Source organism: Belliella marina (genome assembly GCF_042682445.1).
Classification (GTDB): Bacteria; Bacteroidota; Bacteroidia; order Cytophagales; family Cyclobacteriaceae; genus Belliella; species Belliella marina.
Window position 1 is genome coordinate 470,280 of record NZ_JBHUHR010000046.1, and the last position, 20,740, is coordinate 491,019.

General features: G+C 41.1%; 17 protein-coding genes. 14 read left to right on the forward strand and 3 right to left on the reverse strand.

The window, feature by feature from the left end:
* Positions 1 to 18 precede the first annotated feature (18 nt).
* Positions 19 to 2,967 carry a DNA polymerase III subunit alpha gene (locus ACFSKL_RS21125; protein ID WP_376889086.1) on the reverse strand — a complete coding sequence of 983 codons (2,949 nt, stop codon included), beginning with the start codon at positions 2,965 to 2,967 and terminating at the stop codon, positions 19 to 21.
* Positions 2,968 to 3,588: 621 nt separating this feature from the next.
* Here ACFSKL_RS21125 and ACFSKL_RS21130 point away from each other — a divergent pair.
* The 8 genes from ACFSKL_RS21130 (at position 3,589) to ACFSKL_RS21165 (ending at position 12,814) form a co-directional block, all read left to right on the forward strand.
* Entirely contained in the window at positions 3,589 to 6,696 is a 3,108-nt protein-coding gene (locus ACFSKL_RS21130) for a SusC/RagA family TonB-linked outer membrane protein (RefSeq protein ID WP_376889088.1), read from the forward strand.
* A gap of 13 nt (positions 6,697 to 6,709) precedes the next feature.
* Positions 6,710 to 8,158: a SusD/RagB family nutrient-binding outer membrane lipoprotein gene (locus ACFSKL_RS21135; protein ID WP_376889091.1), complete on the forward strand. Its 1,449-nt coding sequence runs from the start codon at positions 6,710 to 6,712 to the stop codon at positions 8,156 to 8,158.
* A 110-nt stretch (positions 8,159 to 8,268) separates the two neighbouring features.
* A complete protein-coding gene (locus ACFSKL_RS21140) occupies positions 8,269 to 8,760 on the forward strand; it encodes a hypothetical protein (protein ID WP_376889093.1) in 492 nt (163 codons plus the stop codon).
* A 218-nt stretch (positions 8,761 to 8,978) separates the two neighbouring features.
* Positions 8,979 to 9,836 (forward strand): ABC transporter ATP-binding protein, encoded by an 858-nt coding sequence (locus ACFSKL_RS21145; protein WP_376889095.1) that lies wholly within the window; start codon positions 8,979 to 8,981, stop codon positions 9,834 to 9,836.
* A gap of 196 nt (positions 9,837 to 10,032) precedes the next feature.
* A complete protein-coding gene (locus ACFSKL_RS21150) occupies positions 10,033 to 10,653 on the forward strand; it encodes a hypothetical protein (RefSeq protein WP_376889096.1) in 621 nt (206 codons plus the stop codon).
* Position 10,654: 1 nt separating this feature from the next.
* Positions 10,655 to 11,032, forward strand: coding sequence for a GntR family transcriptional regulator (locus ACFSKL_RS21155; protein ID WP_241410344.1), 378 nt, complete (start codon positions 10,655 to 10,657; stop codon positions 11,030 to 11,032).
* Positions 11,019 to 11,717 carry a hypothetical protein gene (locus ACFSKL_RS21160; protein WP_376889098.1) on the forward strand — a complete coding sequence of 233 codons (699 nt, stop codon included), beginning with the start codon at positions 11,019 to 11,021 and terminating at the stop codon, positions 11,715 to 11,717. Before ACFSKL_RS21155 ends, ACFSKL_RS21160 begins: the two co-directional genes overlap by 14 nt.
* A gap of 56 nt (positions 11,718 to 11,773) precedes the next feature.
* Positions 11,774 to 12,814, forward strand: coding sequence for a redoxin domain-containing protein (locus tag ACFSKL_RS21165; protein ID WP_376889100.1), 1,041 nt, complete (start codon positions 11,774 to 11,776; stop codon positions 12,812 to 12,814).
* A 120-nt stretch (positions 12,815 to 12,934) separates the two neighbouring features.
* Here the strand turns inward: ACFSKL_RS21165 and dinB are convergent, their stop codons facing one another.
* Positions 12,935 to 14,128 carry a DNA polymerase IV gene (gene dinB, locus ACFSKL_RS21170; protein WP_376889102.1) on the reverse strand — a complete coding sequence of 398 codons (1,194 nt, stop codon included), beginning with the start codon at positions 14,126 to 14,128 and terminating at the stop codon, positions 12,935 to 12,937.
* Between the two features lie 407 nt (positions 14,129 to 14,535).
* On the opposite strand from dinB, the gene ACFSKL_RS21175 reads away from it, so the two are divergent.
* Positions 14,536 to 15,234 carry an XRE family transcriptional regulator gene (locus ACFSKL_RS21175; RefSeq protein WP_376889104.1) on the forward strand — a complete coding sequence of 233 codons (699 nt, stop codon included), beginning with the start codon at positions 14,536 to 14,538 and terminating at the stop codon, positions 15,232 to 15,234.
* A gap of 104 nt (positions 15,235 to 15,338) precedes the next feature.
* Here ACFSKL_RS21175 and ACFSKL_RS21180 read toward each other — a convergent pair whose 3' ends face one another.
* Positions 15,339 to 15,839 carry a DUF6265 family protein gene (locus ACFSKL_RS21180; protein WP_376889106.1) on the reverse strand — a complete coding sequence of 167 codons (501 nt, stop codon included), beginning with the start codon at positions 15,837 to 15,839 and terminating at the stop codon, positions 15,339 to 15,341.
* A 250-nt stretch (positions 15,840 to 16,089) separates the two neighbouring features.
* Between ACFSKL_RS21180 and ACFSKL_RS21185 the strand changes: the two genes are divergently transcribed.
* The 5 genes from ACFSKL_RS21185 (at position 16,090) to ACFSKL_RS21205 (ending at position 20,427) form a co-directional block, all read left to right on the forward strand.
* Positions 16,090 to 16,581, forward strand: coding sequence for a methylated-DNA--[protein]-cysteine S-methyltransferase (locus ACFSKL_RS21185; RefSeq protein ID WP_376889108.1), 492 nt, complete (start codon positions 16,090 to 16,092; stop codon positions 16,579 to 16,581).
* A 96-nt stretch (positions 16,582 to 16,677) separates the two neighbouring features.
* Positions 16,678 to 17,139 carry a GNAT family N-acetyltransferase gene (locus tag ACFSKL_RS21190; protein WP_376889109.1) on the forward strand — a complete coding sequence of 154 codons (462 nt, stop codon included), beginning with the start codon at positions 16,678 to 16,680 and terminating at the stop codon, positions 17,137 to 17,139.
* Positions 17,136 to 17,582 (forward strand): GNAT family N-acetyltransferase, encoded by a 447-nt coding sequence (locus ACFSKL_RS21195; RefSeq protein WP_376889111.1) that lies wholly within the window; start codon positions 17,136 to 17,138, stop codon positions 17,580 to 17,582. The genes ACFSKL_RS21190 and ACFSKL_RS21195 overlap by 4 nt, the downstream gene beginning before the upstream one ends.
* A 294-nt stretch (positions 17,583 to 17,876) precedes the next feature.
* On the forward strand, positions 17,877 to 18,503 hold the full coding sequence (locus ACFSKL_RS21200) for a 7-carboxy-7-deazaguanine synthase QueE (RefSeq protein ID WP_376889112.1): 627 nt from the start codon (positions 17,877 to 17,879) through the stop codon (positions 18,501 to 18,503).
* Between the two features lie 4 nt (positions 18,504 to 18,507).
* Positions 18,508 to 20,427 carry an OmpA family protein gene (locus tag ACFSKL_RS21205; RefSeq protein ID WP_376889114.1) on the forward strand — a complete coding sequence of 640 codons (1,920 nt, stop codon included), beginning with the start codon at positions 18,508 to 18,510 and terminating at the stop codon, positions 20,425 to 20,427.
* Positions 20,428 to 20,740: the final 313 nt, after the last annotated feature.

The window sequence follows — 20,740 nt, forward strand, 5'->3', positions numbered from 1 at the left end:
TCCCTGTTGAATCTCCCCTCAATCCGCAGCATTCCAATAAGCCATTCTTTCGCAACTTTCCACCTCTATACTGTAAAAATCAAATTCCTGTGTGACTTTGCCTTTGATCAGGTAGATGCCACGGCCTTTGAAAGGGTGTTTTTTCACTACTGGAGGGAAGTGTACTGTATCTATCCAGTCTCCGTCCCGGTCTATAAATGTGCCGAAGTTCATTATTTCACCTTTTATCGTCTTTGTGTATTTGATGGTTACCAGATATCCGATGATCTGTATCTGTCTGCCTAAATGGATGTGCATGTCTTTGGCTTTGTGGCTGGAAGTAGCTTGGTCTTTGATCAGGTGAAAAGGTGAGTCTAATGGAAATTCTAATATTTCCATCTGATCTACGATTTCTTGCCTTACATCCAGCGCTTCTAATTCAGGCACCTCCAGTTCCCTGAATCCTGTCTGTCTGAAGAGCTCATTGCTTGTGTTTATAGCCTTACGCTTGTTCAGGATAAAGTGTGCTTCCCAGAGCAAAGCTTGTTTGCTTTTTCCTGTAAACCTGAAACAGCCTATCCGAATCAAGATCAGAACTTGTTCCAAGCTGATGTTGACCCTGGAGACAAAATCTGCCAAGCCCAAAAAGAAACCGTTTTCACGCCTTTCTGCAAGCACTTTTTCTATGCTGTCATTTTCGAGGAATTTTAGGTGCACAAACCCCAGATGCACTGTCTTTCCCTCGATTTTGGTCAGGTAGTTGCTTTCGTTGATTTCTGGGGCTTGTATGTCGGCACCGTTCATGCGGAGTTCGTGAAAGTAAAATTCGGTATGGTAGAACCCACCGAAGTTATTGATCACCCCAACCATGAATTCCAGAGGGAAGTAGGCTTTCAGGTACAGGCTCTGGTAGCTTTCGACCGCAAAAGAAGCAGAATGTCCTTTTGCAAAGGAATATCCGGCAAAACTCTCAATCTGATACCAGACTTCCTTGGTGATCTTAGGGGCTCTCCCAAGCCTGAGGCAGTTGGCAAAGAACTGTTCTTTGACTCGCTCAAATTCGTCTTTCGATCGGGATTTGCCACTCATGCCACGCCTGAGGACATCTGCTTCCGAAAGGTTCAGATCGGCAAAGTGGTGTGCTACCTTGATCACATCCTCTTGATAGACCATGATGCCGTAGGTCTCTGGCATGAGATCCTTCATGACGGGATGGGCCGTTTTCCTTCGGTCAGGATCGACATGCCTGAAGACGTATTCCCGCATCATCCCCGAGCGGGCTACACCCGGGCGGATGATTGAACTTGCTGCGACAAGCCCCAGGTATTCGTCTGCCTTCATTTTTGCCAGTAGCATGCGCATCGCTGGTGACTCTACATAAAAAGCGCCAATGGTATGGCCTTTTCTGAGGTGTTCCTTGATTTTTGGATCTTTTTTGAACTGTTCTATTTGACGGATATCCACTTTGACTCCCCTGTTTTGATAGATGATTTCCATGGCGCTTTTGATGTGCCCCAAACCTCGCTGGGAAAGGATGTCAAATTTATGTAAGCCAATATCTTCTGCAGTATACATGTCGATATGTGCAAGGGGAAACCCTTTGGGAGGCATTTCTGTTGCGGTATAATAATGTATAGGCTTATGGGAAATAAGAATTCCACAGGCATGGATCGTTAGGTGTGAGGGCATGTCGTGGAGGACTTTGCTGTATTTGATGATCAGCTGCCCATATTGGTCAGGGACGTAGTCGGGCTTGCCTGCATGGAAAATCAGGGATTCTATTTCTGCTTTCGGAAGCCCGAATACTTTTCCAAGTTCGCGTAACATAGAGTTGGCCTGAAAGGTACTGTATGAGCCTAGGAGGGCGACATGTTCCTGTGCTCCTTTATTGTATTTGTCAAAAATATACTTTGTCACCTCATCCCGGTCTGTCCAGCTGAAATCCAAATCAAAATCAGGTGGGTTTTCCCTGTAAAGATTGATGAATCTTTCAAAGTATAAGTCCAACTCTATAGGATCCACATCAGTGATGTATAGGCAATAGGCTACGATGCTGTTTGCACCACTCCCCCTACCTACATGGTAGAAGTTCTTATGCTGGGCAAATTTGATGATGTCATAGTTGATCAGGAAGTAGGAGACAAAGCCCTTTTGCTGAATAAGCAGCAGTTCTTTCTCTATCCGGCTGCTGATTTTAGTGCTGAGCTCTCCGTATCTGACCAATGCGCCTTTGAATGTCTCCTGTCTCAAATAGTCATAATCTTCCCAGTCTGAGCCAAGGATGCCCCTCATGTTCTTTACAGCTTGGAAATGGAATGAAAACTGACATTGTTCCAAGAGTTTTTGGGTGTTGTATAGCAGGTAGTTGTGCCCTTCACAGCGGGTGATCATATCCGAATAGCTGTAGAGCATGTCGCTGATATTTCCCTGCTCTTCTGTCTTTAGCTTACTGAGCAAGGTGTTGCCATCTATTGCTCTGAGGAGACGATGGGCATTGAATTGTAACTTGGAGCTAAAAGTGGCAGGCTGAAGCAAGACGAGCTTATCCTTGTGTCGAAACCAAGCTGACTTGGCTGCCCTATTGAATTGATTGGGATGGATACCGATAAATTCATTTTCCCGGAGGGCAAATATTTTATTGGGAAGCGGATAGATGATCAAGCTGTTCTGGAATGCAGGTGCTTTTTCCCCAAAGGGGTTCCCTTTGACCCTATGTTGGGAGAGGTGAAGGTTGAGTTCGTAAAAACCTTCCTGGTTTTTTGCCAAACCAATGTACTGTTGCTTTGATCCATTTCTGAAATCAATACCGATCACAGGGTGGACGCCTCTTTTTTGTGCTTCACGGATAAATGGGAATATACCTGCCACCGAATTGATATCTGTCAGGGCAAGTGTGTCGATTCTTTTGCTTTGGGCTTCGTTGATCAGCTCAGTGGTGGACATGGTGCCATATTTGAAGCTGTAGTAAGAATGGCAGTTGATAAACATAGCGGTAAATTAAAGATGCTTCGTGATGTATGCCTGCAGCGATATCAAAGTTGATATATGCCACGCGATATAAGTCTCCCTTCGGTCTGGGATACAGATTGATATAATTGAAAATGTTAATTTTATAAACAATTATATGTTTATAATTTAGTCAAATTAAAATGATAAAAGCAAGCTTGCAGGAAAAATTGTCGAGATTTTTTCTTCTAAACTTTTTTGGTAGTAATTAAATATTATTGGTGTTATTGTCATTATTTAATTTTAATAAAATAGTTTTTTTAAAAAATATTATAAAATTTTCATTTTGTGTAATTAAAGATATTTGAAATATAATTTTTTTCATTAACAATTATGTATTCTTCTCGCTACAAGAGGAATGATTCACAAATCACTAATATTGTAGTAGAATATTTTTTGAATATCCAATGGGCATGGTATTATTTTGAATTAATACATATATAATTATATTTATTGATCATCACATTGTTTTGTTCGTTTAGTCAAAACAAAATAATCATACTGTTTTACAGTGTTTTTATTACTGTTTATTTAACTTTTTTTATAATAAAAAACATTAATATTTGTAATTATTAATTATTGATTAACCTTAATAAAATCAAGATGAAGAGAGTTTTATTGTGTTATCTGTTACTCTTGTTTGGTGTCCAGGGAGCTTGGGCACAGAGTAAGACAGTGACCGGTAGAGTGACCTCGAGCGATGAGCCAGAGGGAATACCGGGAGTGAATATTTTGATTAAGGGCTCCGGCTCTGGTACTACGACTGACCTGGACGGCGGTTTTTCTCTAGAAGTAGGGTCAGGCGATGCCGTGTTGGTATTCAGCTTTGTAGGCTATACGACCAAAGAAGAGCGGGTAGGAAACCGCTCTGAAATTAATGTTGTGCTGAAATCGGATTTGTCCGAATTGGGTGAGGTAATTGTGACAGCACAGGGTATTGAGCGGGACGAGCGCTCATTGGGTTATGCCATACAGTCTATAAAAGGGGATATGGTCAGCCAAAAATCCGAACCAAATCTTTTGAATTCACTCCAAGGGAAGTTGACAGGGGTGAATATTGTAGGTTCTTCCGGTGCTCCAGGTGCTTCTACAAATATCAATATCAGGGGGATCACGTCCTTTACGGGATCTAACCAACCGCTGATCGTGGTAGATGGGATTATTTTCAGCAATGATACCGACAATACCCAAAATACACTTTTTGGATCACAGCCGTCAAACAGATTGAATGACATCGCTCCAGAGACGATTGAATCAATCAACGTATTGAAGGGACCTGCTGCTGCAGTGCTTTACGGTTCACGTGCATCTGCGGGTGCGATCATTATCACTACAAAGAGTGGGGCAGGGCTTGCCAATAAGACTGAAGTCACTGTGAATTCTTCCGTAAACTTCCAAAATGTCTATGGATTGCCTAAGCTCCAAAACCAATATGGGCAGGGTACCCAGAATGACTTTAACAATACTTCCACAGGCTCGTGGGGTCCGGCTTTTGGAACTCCAGGCTTCGAAACTGTTGAGACTAGTTTTGGAACAACGGTTCCATACCAAGCTTTTCCTGACAATATCAGGGATTTCTATCAGCAAGGTGTGATTATCCAAAACGGCGTGAGTGTAGCCTCTGGGGATCGTGATGATAATTTCATAGTATCGATAAATTCCTCACTGCAAGAGGGGATCATTCCAAACTCTTCTTTTGACAGGACAAGTGTACAGATTGGGGGTAATAAAAAACTGAACAACGGAGTCAAAGTAAGTGGAAATGTCACGTATGTGAAATCCCAGTCCCGCAATACCCTTACAGGTAACGGAGGTTCTGCATTTGGTCAAATCACGAGAATACCCCGTTCATTTGATTTGGTGGGTCAGCCTTTCCAAGATGATTTGGGGAATAGCCTTTACTATAATCCTAGTCAAAACCATCCTCTATGGAGTTTGGAAAATGAGTTTTTGGAAAGTGCTGTAGATAGGGTATTTGGGAATTTTAAGGTTGGTTATGATGTGTCTGATTGGTTGAATATTACTTACCGGGTTACAGCGGATACTTATGTTGACAGAAGGAAAGATGTTGCAAGAATAGGAGCCGCAAGGATACGGGCAGGAAGTATCGCCGAGGATATGATATATAGGGCCGAGCTCAATGGCGATTTGATGATCACAGCTTCCAAATCGAATATATTGACTGATGGATTGGATGCGACACTTTTGCTGGGACAAAATATCAACCAAAGAAATTACCAAGGTATCGGGGTGTTTGGTTCAGCATTGAATGTGCCGTTTTTTGATAATGTCAGTAGTGCTTCAGTCTTCACAGGATCAGAAGAGAGCTCTTCAGTTAGGAGATTGTTAGGGCATTATGCACAGTTGGCATTGGCATATAACAACTACCTGTTTTTGGAATTGTCAGGAAGGGTAGATCAATCATCTACTTTGCCGGCGAATAACAATGCATATTTCTATCCATCTGTCGCTACCAGCTTTGTGTTGACAGACGCATTCAACATAGAGTCTAATTTTCTTTCCTATGCAAAGCTTAGGGCAAGTGCCGCAACTGTCGGTAGGGATGCGGATCCTTATCTGCTAAACACTTTCTTTACATCTGCGACTTATGGGAACAATTTGGCTTCCATTACATTCCCAATCGGTGTGGGAGGAGCCAGTATTCCTGGATTTGCAGTGGGGACAAGGCTTGGGTCTGATCAATTGACCCCAGAGTTTGTAACGAGTTATGAAGTGGGAGGTAATTTCGGATTGTTCAACAATAGACTTTCCATAGATGCGGCTTACTTCTATACCAAATCTACAAACCAGATATTCAATGTAGCTGTGTCGAATTCATCAGGATACGATGTACAGACCACCAATGTGGGTAAAATGATCAACCAAGGTCTAGAATTGGAACTGAATGGGACGGTTTTGCAGGCGGGGCAATTTACATGGGATCTTGGCTTGAATTTCACAAGGATCAGAAATGAAGTTAAGGAAATTGCACCTGGAGTAGATCAGTCAGGTATTCCGGGTAATGGATTTATAGGCCTGACACCTTCAATTGTAAAGGGGCATCCATATGGTGTTATCGTTGGTAATCAAATGCAGAGAAATAATGCAGGTGAATTGTTGATCAATCCATTGACAGGTGGGTATCAGCCCACGATTGCCGGTCAGGTGATTGCCAATCCGCAGCCTGATTGGATTGCAGGGTTGATGAATACTTTCTATTACAAGAATTTCACTTTGGGTGTATTGGTAGATACCCGTCAAGGTGGGGATATTTATTCCTTCGGAATGGTAGACCAGAGAAATGGCGGTACCTTGGAAATGACCGGAGTGGATAGGGAATTGCCTAGGGTTTTGCCGGGTGTGATTGAAGTTGGTGAAGGGCAATATGTGCCTAACAATATTCAGGTTCCCGCACAGACTTACTGGTCGGGTCTTGGGGGTTTGATTTCTGAGAGTGGTGTATATGACGCTACGGTTTGGAGATTGAGAGAAGTGAGTTTGAGCTATAATCTGCCACGGAGGTTTTTAGAGCGGACTCCATTTGGAGAGGCGAGCATTGGGTTTAGTGGTAGAAACCTTTGGTTTTTTGCTCCGGGATTCCCAGGAGATCCTGAGACCAACACGCAAGGTGCAGGCAATATCCAAGGTCTTGACCTTAACGGTATGCCAAATACCAGAAACTACGGTGTCAATATAAGATTTACACTTTAATTACAGAGAAACTATGAAAGCAATTAATAATATACTATTAGGAGCGGCCTTTGCATTTGTAACTACAAGCTGTGGCGAATTTTTGGATGTCAATGACAATCCGAACAATCCGGAATCAGTAACGCCAGAATTGCTTTTGCCGACAGGATTGGCTGGAGCTGCTTTTGCAAACAATAATGAGCTCAATAGGTTTGCCTCGACGGTGATTTCCGTAACGGCAGGAGCGGGTGGTTCACCGGCTTCCTATGACATCTATGATATAGATGGGGATGATTTTGGTAACCAATGGAGGTTTGAGCTGTACAGTGGCGCATTGATAGCCATGGATGAAATGATTAGGGTTTCGGATGAGATTGGCGCTTCCGCCTATAGCGGGATTGGCAAGATCATGATGGCTTATTCTTATGCTTTGGCTACAGATACTTGGGGTGATGTTCCCTATACGGAAGCATTGGCAGGCCTAGAGAATACCCAACCAGCTTTGGATACGCAAGAGGATATTTATAAAGGTACTGACCAGGTTCAGAGTCTCTTTGATTTGGTAAGGGAAGGTATCAGTGACTTGGGAGAAGAGAGTTCTATTGCCCCGGGCCAGGAGGATATCGCTTATGGTGGAGATTTGGACAAATGGCGAAAAGCAGGTTATACGTTGATGCTTAAAATGGCAAATACGATCTCATACAGAGAGCCTGCATTGGCAACTGAAATTATCAATGAGGTTTTGGATGCAAATGACTTGATCATGAATAATGATGATGATCTGAATGTAAGATTCGGTACAGCCCAAGGAAGCTATGCTCCAATCCATGAGTGGACAAATGTGTCTACTTTTGCTGCAGATTTGATCATCAGTACTAGGTTTGTCAACCTGTTGAACAGTAAAAACGATCCAAGACTTCCGATTTTCGTGACTGCACCTACGGGGAGTTATGTCACGATTGACAATGGGTTTGCCGGGCAGAGGCCTCTTCCCCAGACATCTTGGTCTAGATTCAATAACTATGTAACTGGGGGCGGTGTAGGTCCTGTAAGGTTGGTAACCAATTTCCAAAGGGCTTTCATTTTGGCAGAATCTGTGGTAAGATTGGGTATCGCAGGAGATGCAAATGAATATTACCAGGAAGGAATAAGAGCTTCTATGGCGTTGGCAGGATTGACTACTGCACAGGTAGATGCGTATTTTGCAGCAAACGCAGATGAGGTGACCTTGACAGGGGATGCTGAAGCGGATTTGGAGAAAATCATTACCCAAAAGTATATCGCTTGGACTGGAAATGGTGTTGAGCAGTGGACTGACTGGAGAAGGACAGGGTATCCGACTTTAGCACCACATCAGAATGCTGGAGGTGTAGATCCAAACCAAAGACCGTTGAGGGCACAATATATTTCTCAGGAAGTAAATAGGAATCCAAATTTCCCCAACAATATTTTCTCTAATGTCCCAGTTTGGTGGAATGAATAATTTAACGATATGAAATCGAGCAAGAGGTATAATTTCACACAGTGAGATTATTATCCCGTATGCGAGATTCCGTGTGGCAATTAAAGAACAATTATAAACACATGAAAAAGATGAAAAATTATATATTTCTATTGGTTTTAGCCCTGTTTGCCAGTTCGTGTGAGCAGGACTTTGGAGAGCTGAACAGCGATAACGTGGCAGCTGTTCCTTTGACTTTCCCGAATGCCACCACTTATGGGTTTGATCCGTATATCAAAGTTTCCCTTGCCGGAAATGGTGAAATACGATATGAAATGGAAATTCCCGAATCTAGCGGAAGAACTATCAGCGAAATCACCAAAGTGGTAGGTGGAGCATCAGATATCAATGTAGGCACCCTGAATTCAGGTACTAGTTATATCGATGACCCAATTCAGGTATCAAGTACAAGTACTGAATTTATAACTTCGATTTCAGAATTTGAAGAAAAGGTAAGAACAAATAGCGAAGGAGAAGTGACTCCTGTGGCAGTTGGTCAAGAACTTGCCTTTTTGTTCCTTGTGACACTAGACAATGGTGACCAAATCGTCTCGACAAGAGTTCGGGTAAGAGTAGTTGAATAGTCTTTTGACTAGAGATACTCAATACAGTATAAAAGGGTGGCAGTTGAACTGTCACCCTTTTTTTGTTAAAAACATTATGTTTTCTATGATAGAAAGCTCTTGTTTTTATATGATTGAAAAATAAATAATTTTCAGTTTTTCTTTCAAATAATTTTGACTTATAAATTTAATCGATTATGTTAGTGTCATAATATACTATGACAGTAAAACAATGTGATATGATTTCAGTCAAAAAGTTAAGTTTTTCCTACCCTAAAAAGCCGTGGCTTTGCGAGGAAATGGATTTGGAATTGAGTGAGGGCAAGATTATAGGGCTCTTGGGATTGAATGGAGCAGGGAAGTCTACATTGATGCGCTTGATGGCAGGATTGCTAAAGCCAGTTTCAGGTGAAGTGAGTTTTGAAGGTGGGGCTACATTTGATCGTTCGATTCCTTTTTTGAACCAAATGATTTTTGTTCCTGAAAAAGTTTCTGTACCGGAGTTTTTGAAAGTGAAGGAATATTCGAGTGTTTATCAAGACTTTTATTCTGGATTTGATTTGGATCGATTTGAAAAGCTGCTTTCAGAGTTTCAGATTATAGGGAATCAACGGGTTTCCAACCTGTCTTATGGTCAGCAAAAAAAGCTGCAAATGGCAATTGGATTAAGTACTGGAGCGAAGTTGTTGCTTTTTGATGAACCAACAAATGGCTTGGACATCCCTTCAAAAAGCACATTTAGAAGAGTACTTTCGGGAAGCTTGCAAGAGGATCAGACGATGGTTATCTCTACGCATCAAGTCAAAGATATTGAAAACCTAGTCGATCAGATCATTGTCTTGGATGAGGGAAAAGTGAAGTTACATGCAGATCTGGAGGAGTTAGAGAATCAATTTGTCTTTTCCCAAGGACCTCAAGCTCCTGATCAAGCTGTTTTTGTAGAGTCACATCTTCTTGGAGCTCAATATATAGTAAAACAGCCTGATGGAGAACGTAATTCTGGTGGTAGTCCAGATTTGGAATTATTATTCAATGCAGTGATTGCAGGTAAACTTACAGGAGAATTTTTATCCACTCAAAATCAAGTAACATCATGAACAATTTATCCATATCCAGAATTTTGAAGTTGATCAAATTTGAGTTTTTGATGCATAGGAGGTTTTATCTGATGATTTTTATTGGAGCTTTTGTATTAGTTACTTCCTATTTGACTTATAGCTTATCCCATTATAAGGTAGATATGACCCAGTATGGGATGAAAATCATTTTTATACGGGACCTTATTTTTTCTATATGATGGCTGTTTTAATTTTCGTGGCAGGTCAGAGTTTTATGGATTTGAGATCGAAGGCTGGGGCAGAGCGCTATATCTTACTTCCTGCTTCTGTTTTCGAAAAATTGATTTCCCAAGGGTTCGTGAAATTTGGAGTTACCTTTCTGGTTATGCCTGTTATTTTTGTGTTGAGTGCGCTCTTAGCTCGCTGGATAGCTGTTGAGCATCTGTCACATTGGACGGGAAGTATTAAGAATATTGAAGTGATCAGCTCAAAAGTTCTGTTTTTGGATAAGGATAATTTACCTCTGATCGGATATGTGTTTTTTACAGGTTTTTTTCTTTTTGCATCATCAGCCTTATTTACAGGGAGTCAGTTTTACGGGAGATGGAATTCTGTCTTATCTCCTTTATTTATCATGTTGTTCAGTCTGTTTACTGCCTTTTCTCCATACCTATTATCAAGTTTGTTTAGTAGTAAGCATTGGAGCGTAGGGGAGTTTTTAGGTGTCAACAGAGAAGTCACCATATTAGGTCAAGAAGCTCCGCTGTATATTTTTGCTTTATTAGTTCTTTTTTATCTGGGTTTTTTACTCAGTTGTTTGATTTCATATTTCAGGCTAAAAGAAAAGGAGGTCTAATATGGAATTTAGCGATGGTAAAACCATATTTATTCAAATTAGGGATTGGCTAGTCGATCAGATCCTTACAGGAAGTCTATCGCCAGGTGACAAGGTGCCTTCTGTCAGGGAGCTTGCCATAGACTTGGAGGTCAATAGAAATACAGTGATGCGAAGCTATGCCTTGATGGAGCAAGAAGGTATACTGGATAACAAGCGGGGGATTGGTTTTTTTGTCTCCGATCATGCTAGAGAGCGATTGATTCAGGATGAAAAAAAACTCTTTCTTCAAGAAGAACTCCCCAAGCTGGTGCATCAAGTAAAAGTCTTGAAAATGGTTCCAGCTGATTTTAAAAAGCTATTTGATCAACTTAATGAAAATCAAAATGAAAACAAGTAATAAGTTATTATTCTCTTTTTTGGGATTTGCGTGGCTTTCCATGGTTGGGTGCATGCTGGCATCTGTTCACTTATTAGAAAGTAAGCCTTTTGTAAAAGATGCTGTAGTTAGTTCGACTCCTGTTGATGATGATTATTCGGTTGTGTCAATTCAAGACTTTGGCAAGTTGGCATTGGTAATGAGTAAAGATACACGAATAGAACGCCGGAAAATCTCTTTTGAAGGAAATGATGAACATGTTTCAGAAGATGTTGATCCTTATTTCGTTGAGGTTAGAGATGATACTTTGTTTATCAGTAATGCTGAAATAAAGCAATATGAAACATGGACACTTCATGTTGATAGGCAGATAAAATCTCTGATATTAAACAATGTTACAGAGGTGAACGCTCTAAATGCTTTTGAATACGATAGCCTTAAAATATTGGCTTCAAACTCTTCCTTTAGATTGCCAAGAGATCATGGTTTGGCATTTCTAGCTTTCAAGGGAGAGGCTGGTGCTCATTTGTCAGTAGATGGTATTGCTAATTTAGAGATTCATTTGAATCAGAGTAAAGCGGATGTCACTCAATTCTTAGGAAAGGTGTCTGGAGAATTGATAGATGCACAAGTGAGCCTACCTAAAGAAACTACTGAGGTTGCCTTGAAAAAAAATACTAATTCTAAATTTTATTTCTGGAATTGAGAAGGTATTTAGTTCGAAATAAATTCCCAGCTACAATACATCCTTAAATACTCACTATGCTACGATACGCTTTATTTTTGTTGATTTTATGTTCAAATCAACTTACTGCCCAGAATTCCTTTTCAATAAATGGTTCGTTCCAAGATTTCAATGGTATCATCTATCTGAGATATGATGCTAAAGTTGATAGTTGTATTGTGAGTAATGGTAGATTTACCTATTCTGGAAATATTGATCAAGTTACCCCAGCTAGTTTTTTTATCAAAGACGAAAAGCAGGTTTACTACAATATGTTTGTATTAGAACCTGGGGAATTGGCTGTCAAGGTAGATACGGTTACAAGAGTGTATGATAGTAAACCAGTATGTAGTCTAAGTACAAAGGTAACTGAAGGGGGAAGGACTAATGCTCTGATTGATTCGTTTATAGAGATGCTTATGCAAAATGTAAACTCGATGCAAGGGAAAAATGATGCCGAAAGAAAGCAATTTTATGTTGATAAAATTAGAGGGTTTTACGACCAGTATCCCAAGGAAATGGCTTCATTGATTTTGGTAGAGCAAGCAAGTTCTGGGTTTTCTCAACAAGAGTTGGTTTCTTTTTATGACAACCTTGATACAAATAGTAAGGACAGTTATTATGGTGCAAGTCTAAAAAAGACTATTGACAAATACAGCAAGGATGAAATTGATCAGTTTATCAAGGAATTTTCTCAAGAGAGCCTGAATGGAGAGCTTGTTTCTATAAGAGATTTGCGGGGCAAGTATGTGTTGGTTGATTTTTGGGCCTCATGGTGTGGTCCTTGCCGAAAGGAAAATGCCAGTCTTCTAAAGGTATATCAAGAATTCAAAAATAATGGCTTTGAGATTTTGGGAGTGTCCCTAGATTCTGATCGAAGGAGTTGGGAGAAAGCAATTCAAGCTGATAAGCTGGATTGGTTGAATGTTTCAGACTTGAAAGGAGGTGAAAATGAAGTTGCCAAAATGTTTGGTGTAGACGCTATTCCCGATAATATATTGATTGACCGGGATGGAAAGATTGTAGCTAGACGGATAAGTTTAGAAGAGTTGGAGCATTTACTTTCTGAAGTTTTATAATTGGCCTTTGCGAGTAAATACAAAACGTTTCACGATCCCTTTCGACGTCTATTTTTAACGAGTATAATCTCCTAACCGAAGTATTACATGCTTGTTTTCGGTTATGATCGAAAAATTGCATCAAATCCCCATGCCATTGAAAGGGTTGAACCTCCGTCTGCCGACCTGCATCCCGATGGCACGGCAGACGGTTTTGTCACCGTATTTGATGTTTAGTCTGTCTAGGGCTTGGTACAGCCTGATTTGTTCTTCGGAGTCTTCGAATAGATTGATCTGATAGTTGCCATGCACCAAGCTGCTGAACCGCACGCCGATTAGGCGGATCAGCATTCGGCGGTTGTAGAGTTTTTTGAATAGTTCTTTCACCACAGTGATCAGTGTATGGTCTGTGGAAGTGTAGGGAATCCGCTGTTGTGTCGTATGTGTATCAAAATCCGAATAACGGATCTTTACACTCACGCATGCCGTGAGTTGCTGCTTTTGGCGGAGCTTGGAGGCAAGCTGTTCGGTCATGGCGATCAGATGGGATTCGAGCATTTTGACATCAATGGTGTCCTGTTCGAAGGTGTTTTCGGAAGAGATAGACTTGGCTTCGGAGTAGGGGGTTACCAGGGAACGGTCTATGCCATTGGCTTTTTCCCAGATGATGCGTCCGTTTTTACCGAAGGTGGCTTCCAGCAGTTCGGAAGGCATGGTTTGGAGGGTGTGGACTTTTTTGACACCCATGTTATAGAGGGTGTGTGATGTTTTTTCTCCGATCATTGGGATTTTGCGTACAGACAGTGGTGCCAAAAACGGCTTCTCAAGCCCAAAAGGAATCTCTTTGGAATTATCAGGTTTGGCTTCCCCTGTGGCTACTTTTGAGACGGTTTTGTTTTCTGATAGTCCCAGTGATATTGAAAGGCCGGTTTCCTGAAGGATTCGTTGGCGAAGTTCTTTTGCCATCTTGAAGCAGCCAAAAAACCTGTCCATACCTGTATAGTCTATGTAAAACTCATCGATAGAGGATTTTTCGAAAAGAGGTACGTCTTCCCGGATGATTTCTGTGACATCATGCGATTTTTGGCTGTATTTCTCAAAATCCCCTCTGATAATCAGGGCTCCAGGGCAAAGTTGCTTTGCTGTTCGCATGGGCATAGCTGAGTGTATCCCGAATTTTCTCGCCTCATAACTACATGAGGCTACTACACCTCGGTCTCCTGATCCGCCGATGAGGATGGGCTTGCCATTCAGCCTGTTGTCGTACAGGCGCTCCACGGAGACAAAGAAGGAGTCGAGATCCATGTGTACGATTTTTCTGTTTTCCGGAGTCATTTTCTTGGGGGTGAGTAGTGGATGGATTTGTTTTCGGTTACTCTTTTTTTTTAATGCCTCACTCTGGGGGGCTCGCCTTTAGGCGAAGACTTGAGTGTTTTTTTTCTTTGTGAACTTGGTGTTTTTACTTTGTGATCCTTGTGGTAAAAATTATAACCACAAGGATCACAAAGTTTTTCACAACACTAAGTATCGGATGCACTTTAGTCGCCTTTAGGCGAAACCAAACCTATCGGTCTTTAGCCGATAGTAGTTTAGTTTTTGTCAAATATTTTAACAAATTACTGTCTATAATATAGGCTGATTTTTTTAAATTTGAATCATCAAGAAGTGTCTTTGACAAGAAATGTCTCGATTTGAAAAATAAACGGCTTTTAAAACACTCATTGAACCCTAATAGCAACATCATGTCTTCTCTAAATTCGAACATCAAATTTCTCCGGAAAGCAAAGTCCCTCACCCAAGAGACCTTGTCCAGTGCCATGGGGATCAGTAGGTCTAAGCTCGCTGGCTACGAGTTGAACATCAATCCTCCCTTGGATACCTTATTGGCATTTTCGGATTATTTTGGGGTTTCGGTGGATTTGTTGATCAGAAAGGACCTGAGTTCACTGTCAGAGTACAAGTTGAGACAGGTGCTGGAGACAGATCAGTTTCTCAAAGGGAAAAATCTTCGAATTCTCACCACCACGGTGGATGTAGATGGTAGGGAGCTGATAGAAGTAGTTTCCCAAAAAGCAAAAGCGTCCTATTTGGCAGGCTTCTCGGATCCTGATTTTATCGAGGAATTGCCGCGGTTCTCTCTGCCATTTTTACCGACAGACAAGAAGCACAGGGTTTTTCAGCTTGATGGTGATTCTATGTTGCCGATTCCAGAAGGTGCATGGATCGTTTGTGAATATATGGAGGACTGGACAGAGCTGAAGGATGGGGAAAAGTATGTAGTCGTTACAGAGCAAGACGGGGTGACTTTCAAAATAGCCTACAATCAGATCAGGGAAAAAGAAAGGCTGTTGCTTTGCTCTAGCAATCCCATTTACAAGCCATTCTATGTCAAAATCTCAGAAGTAAGAGAGCTGTGGAGGTATAGGTTGGTGATTTATTGATGCGTTTGAAGGGATGTTTGTGAAGTAGGGGGGGGGGTGATCTTCTCGCTTGGTACATGTCGCTTAGGGCAAAGCTATTCCCAAGGACAGGATTGGGTATGGGGCTACAAACCTGTTTTTTGATAAACGAAACTTTCTTCATGTGTCGTTCCTTTTGAGTTGATCAGGAGTTTGATGGTCAGCTGGTCATTTTCCCTATGAAAAGTCAGTCCACTGAAATAGGCTGTTTGACCTTCCGATTTGATGAATTTGAAGGTTGTCCATTCTTCTTTTTCTTCCCAGCCTACAAGGTCTCTTCCGAAATGTTTGATTTTCAGATATAAAAGACCTTTCTCTTCTATGAGATGCATGTATTCTGAAAAAACCAACTCACCTTCCATGGCATAGCGAAATATACCAACCATGCTGTTGTCCATTTGCGGAAGCCAGAGTTCGTCGACATCGCCACCAAGTCCTGTACCCTTCCAGTATCCCGAAATCCAATGGAGGTCTTCAACTTTTCCGGTGTTTGCAGGTTCGTTTTTTTCAACCTTCAAGACGTCCTGTGCCTGAAGGTTTCCGTAGCAGGCCAATAGGCCTGCAAAGAAAAAAAGTAGTGTTTTCATAGGTGTTTATTTGCGTAAATATAAACTTTTTTGTTGCATAGGTTAGCCATTTGTGTTCGGGGCTACGTATTTCCAGAAGTTTTTTAAGCCTTAGGTTTGCTTTGCGTTTTTGATCAGGTTCTTAAATTTTGTAAAAATCCAAAAATAATATGGATATTCTAAGACAAAAGCCCTTATATTTCGTTGTTACAATATTGGCGTGAGAATATTTATTGATCATTGAGTTTTAACCTTAAAAAAGACAGTAGATATGAAAGAGTATGCAGTGATGGAGACGCCTTTGGGCAATGTCAAAGCAGAGGTCTTTGATGGTTATTTGATCTCTTTACAATTTACAGAGGAACCTGAGACAGATACTTTCCTAGATGGGGTATTGATGGATGTCAGGATTCAGTTGGGCCTATATTTTCAGGGAAAGCAAAAAACATTTGACATCCCGGTAGCGCTTGGTGGTACGGACTTTCAAAGGAAAGTCTGGTTGGAAGTAAATAAGATTCCATTTGGAAACACAAAGACCTACGAACAGATAGCACTAAACCTCGGAAGCCCCAATGCGGTGAGGGCTGTAGGTACAGCTATCGGTTCCAATCCGATTCTGATGATGTTGCCTTGCCATCGTGTAGTTGGCAAGAATGGGCAGCTTACTGGATATGCTGGTGGGCTTTGGCGAAAATCAGAGCTTTTGGAGTTGGAAAACAAGGATAAAGTAGGGAAACAGTCTGTTTTGGGGTTTTTGAATTAGCCTTTGTTCCTATAATGAAAAGCTTCGCAAAGGGTGTTTGTTAACCCTCTGCGAAGCTTTTTTTGTTTATATTTGGTTTGAAATTTCTTGTCGTTTATGCAGTCCATATCCATTATCCCTTACTTGGCAGAGTATCAGGCTGATTTTCAGAAAATCAACCAGACTTGGGTGGAACAATATTTTTCCATAGAGCCATTTGATTTAGAACAATTGCAAAACCCCGAGACCTTTATCCTAAATCCCGGTGGCGCTATACTTTTGGCGAAGGCAGCTGACAGGATAGTGGGCACAGTGGGGCTGAAATATGTGGAGGAAGGTGTGTTTGAAATGATCAAAATGGCTGTCGTGCCTGAGTATCAGGGAAAGGGTGTAGGAAAGGTATTGGCATGTGCCATTGTCGAAAAAGCCAGGGGGTTTGGAGGTAAGAAGTTGATTCTTTACAGCAATACCAAGTTGGCGCCAGCGCTGGGGCTTTATAGGAGTTTGGGTTTTTCTGAAATGCAGCCAGAGTGCGGAAAATATCTTCGCTGTGACATCAAAATGGAACTTGACTTATGAAAAATATAATCAAAATCAGGCAGGGGAGTATTGAAGAAGTTGTCAGCCTGAGCCGGCGGGTCACTGAATTTTATCAGCCATACTCGGAAAAGACCTATGAGGATAGGCTTAAGGATATTCCCCATTTGATCTTGATTGCAGAGGTCGATGGAGAGCTGGTTGGTTTCAAGGTAGGCTATCAGCGGGATTCTCCACAGGTTTTTTATTCTTGGATGGGAGGGGTGTTGGCGTCACATAGGCGAAAAGGTATCGCCACGATGTTGGCTGATGGGCAGGAACAATGGGCTAGAAATCAAGGCTATCTCAAAATTTATTTCAAAACAAGGAATAAGCTCACCAAAATGTTACACTTTGGATTGAATAGGGGTTTTATGATTGTGGATCTGATCAAAAAAGATAAAGTCGAAGAATACAGGGTCGTGATGGAAAAAGTATTGGTTTGAAGCAGGGAAATCGCTTCTATCCAAAAAACTTGGAGGGTTTGAACTTAATCGCCTTGGTATGTGTCCCCACAGAGTAATCCACTTAAAATTGGACAACCCTTGAAGATTCCTCGTTGTGAAATTGTTAAAAGCTATTTCTCTGATATCTGCAGTCCTTTTTTGTGCTCTGTTGACAAATAAATCTGTTTCAAACAGAATTTTTCTAATGTTAAAATTAGAGCTATCTTTGCAGTCCGAAAATCGGGAATAATTATATACACAGCGGTTCGATTACCCGCTCTACCAAAAATTACGATGGATAAGAAAACAGCAGTAGCAGCAGGGACTATGCTTCCGGTCATGGAAGCTTTTTATACGATTCAGGGAGAAGGTACTTTTTCGGGACATCCCGCATATTTCATAAGATTGGGGGGGTGTGATGTCGGTTGTGTTTGGTGCGATGTCAAGGAATCTTGGCAAAGTGAAAAGTGGCCTGTTTTGACGGTCGGAGAAATCGTCGCTGCGGCAAAGGCTTATCCAGGAAGAAAAGTAGTCATCACTGGAGGGGAGCCTTTGATGTATGATCTGGATCCGCTTACTGCGCTTTTGAAGCTGGAGGGGTTTGTGACCCACATAGAGACTTCTGGAGCGCATCCTTTTTCAGGGGATTTTGATTGGGTTTGTTTTTCCCCGAAGAAATTCAAAGCCCCACACCCAAGTATCTATGCGGTAGCAGATGAATTGAAAGTCGTCGTTTTCCATAAATCTGATTTCGAATTTGCAGAAAAACATGCTTCTATGGTTGTTGAAGGCTGTAAGTTGCTTCTTCAACCAGAGTGGAGCAAAGCCAATGTGTTCACAAATGAGATTATTGAGTACGTAAAATCACATCCAAATTGGAATATTTCGCTACAAACCCATAAATTTATGGATATACCATAAATGAATGAAGCAAGTACACCTATTCATACTCTTTTCGTTTTTGTCCTTTTCGGGTTTTAGCCAGACTTATACCATTAGCGATAATAGGGCTATCAGACTGCATCAGGAAGGGGAGGAATATATCCAAAAGAGGATGTACGATGAAGCGATAGGGAAATTCAAGGCTTCCATCAATAGGGAAGCTGATTTTTTGGAATCATATCTCAAATGGGGCAGGGTTCTTTTGACAAAGGGCTTGCCGAAGGAAGCGATAGAGGTAGTTGATAAAGGTTTAGGTAGGAATGTCAGTGCTCCGCCAAGCTTGATAGGAGAGATTGCATGGCTGAAGATCCACTGCCTGCTGAAGATTGGGGAATTCGATTCAGCTATCTTTGAATTTGATAATGCAAAAAAACTCCTTGCTCCAGGTTTTAAAACCACCCGTCCATTCATGGAAATGGAGCAGCAGATTGATTTTATCAGAAGTAATATTCAGGATGTTTATGATATTACAAAAGAAAAGCTATCTGAACCCTTGAATCAATTTGCGCTTCAATATTTCCCGGTGTTGACGGCAGATAGCAAAAAGATGCTTTTCACTAAAAGAGATGGGATCGCCAACAACGAGCATGAAGATATTTTTGTATCCTATTACGATGAAGATTCATCAAGGTGGGGGATTCCCAGAAGTATTGCCCCCAATATCAATTCAGCCTACAATGAAGGGACTTGTACGATTTCTGCCGATGGGAAGATCTTGATTTTTACTTCCTGCCAAATGCCGGATTCTTTTGGGGATTGTGATTTGTATATTTCCTACAAAGTCAACGACGAATGGCAGCGCCCCGCCAATATGGGAAAAAATGTAAATTCCAGGGTTTGGGATTCCCAGCCTTCACTTTCTGCTGATGGGAGGATTCTTTTCTTCTCCTCCAATAGAAGGGGAGGTTTTGGGGGTAAGGATATATGGTATTCTTTGAGAATGGAAAACGGCACCTGGTCGGAGGCAAAAAATCTTGGTTCGAAAGTCAATACCGCAAAGGATGAGGTTTCTCCTTTTATATACTTTAATAATGAAATCTTGTTTTTTGCCTCAGATGGGCATTTGGGCTTTGGGGGGATTGATTTGTTTATCTCGAGAGTGGAGGATGGAGAGTTTGGACGACCTGTCAACCTAGGCTATCCCATCAATGATCACCAGGATCAGTTGGCATTGTTTATTACTGCCCAAAGGGACTTTGCCTATTATACAGAGACTGTTTTCAGCCAAGGGAGTCAAGAACGATCGTTTCTTTATAGGTTTAGGTTTCCGGATCAGATTGATTTGGGGGAAAAGTTGATGGTGACTGCAGGAAAGGTTTTGAACAAGAATACCGGCGAACCTATTGAGGCGAAACTGTCATTGGTGGATTTGGCTACAGATAGTACGATGTATCAATTCCAGTCAGATGGTAGGACTGGGGATTTTACCATGCTATATCCTGACAAAGCTTCTTCAGGGTTATATGTAGAGAAAAAGGGCTTCCTTCCAAAAATTTATAACGTCGATAGAGATAGCCTTCAGAACCAGGGGAACCTCAATGTAGAGCTCACTCCAGTGGCTGCCGGAGAAGAGTTTACTTTTGAAAATATCTTTTTTGATTTTGACAAAGATGCGCTCAAGCAGGAGTCCAGCAGCTCTTTGAAACGCTTGGTTTCATTCTTGAATGATAATCCAACGATAAAGATTGTTATTTCCGGGCATACAGACAATATAGGTTCCGAGGTATATAATATAGATTTGAGTTTAAGAAGGGCGGAGAGTGTAAAAACATTTTTGGTAGCCAATGGGATAGATGCGCAAAGATTGAGAACAGAAGGCCATGGGTCTAGTTTGCCTATTGTCCCTAATGATACGGTAGAAAACAGAAGCCTCAACCGAAGGATAACTGTCAGTGTTTTTTGAGGTTGACAGGATTTAGCAAATGTCCTTGACGAACTTTGGATTTAATGAACAATTTTGAAAACTAAACTTTTCAAAATTTATTTTCCCTACACATGATTAATGTATAACTGGGAGCTTAGAGTGCGTTTGTTTATGTTATTTTATGTGATTCGTAATTATATATTTAATATATCGAATTTTTAAAATTTGTTAGCTTATTATACTGTTTTATGTTCAAAAAATGCATTTATACATTGTTTAGTCAAACAGTAATTGAGTAGTTTTTTAATATTTATAATTATATTATTTATTTTATTAATTCTATAATTGTCTT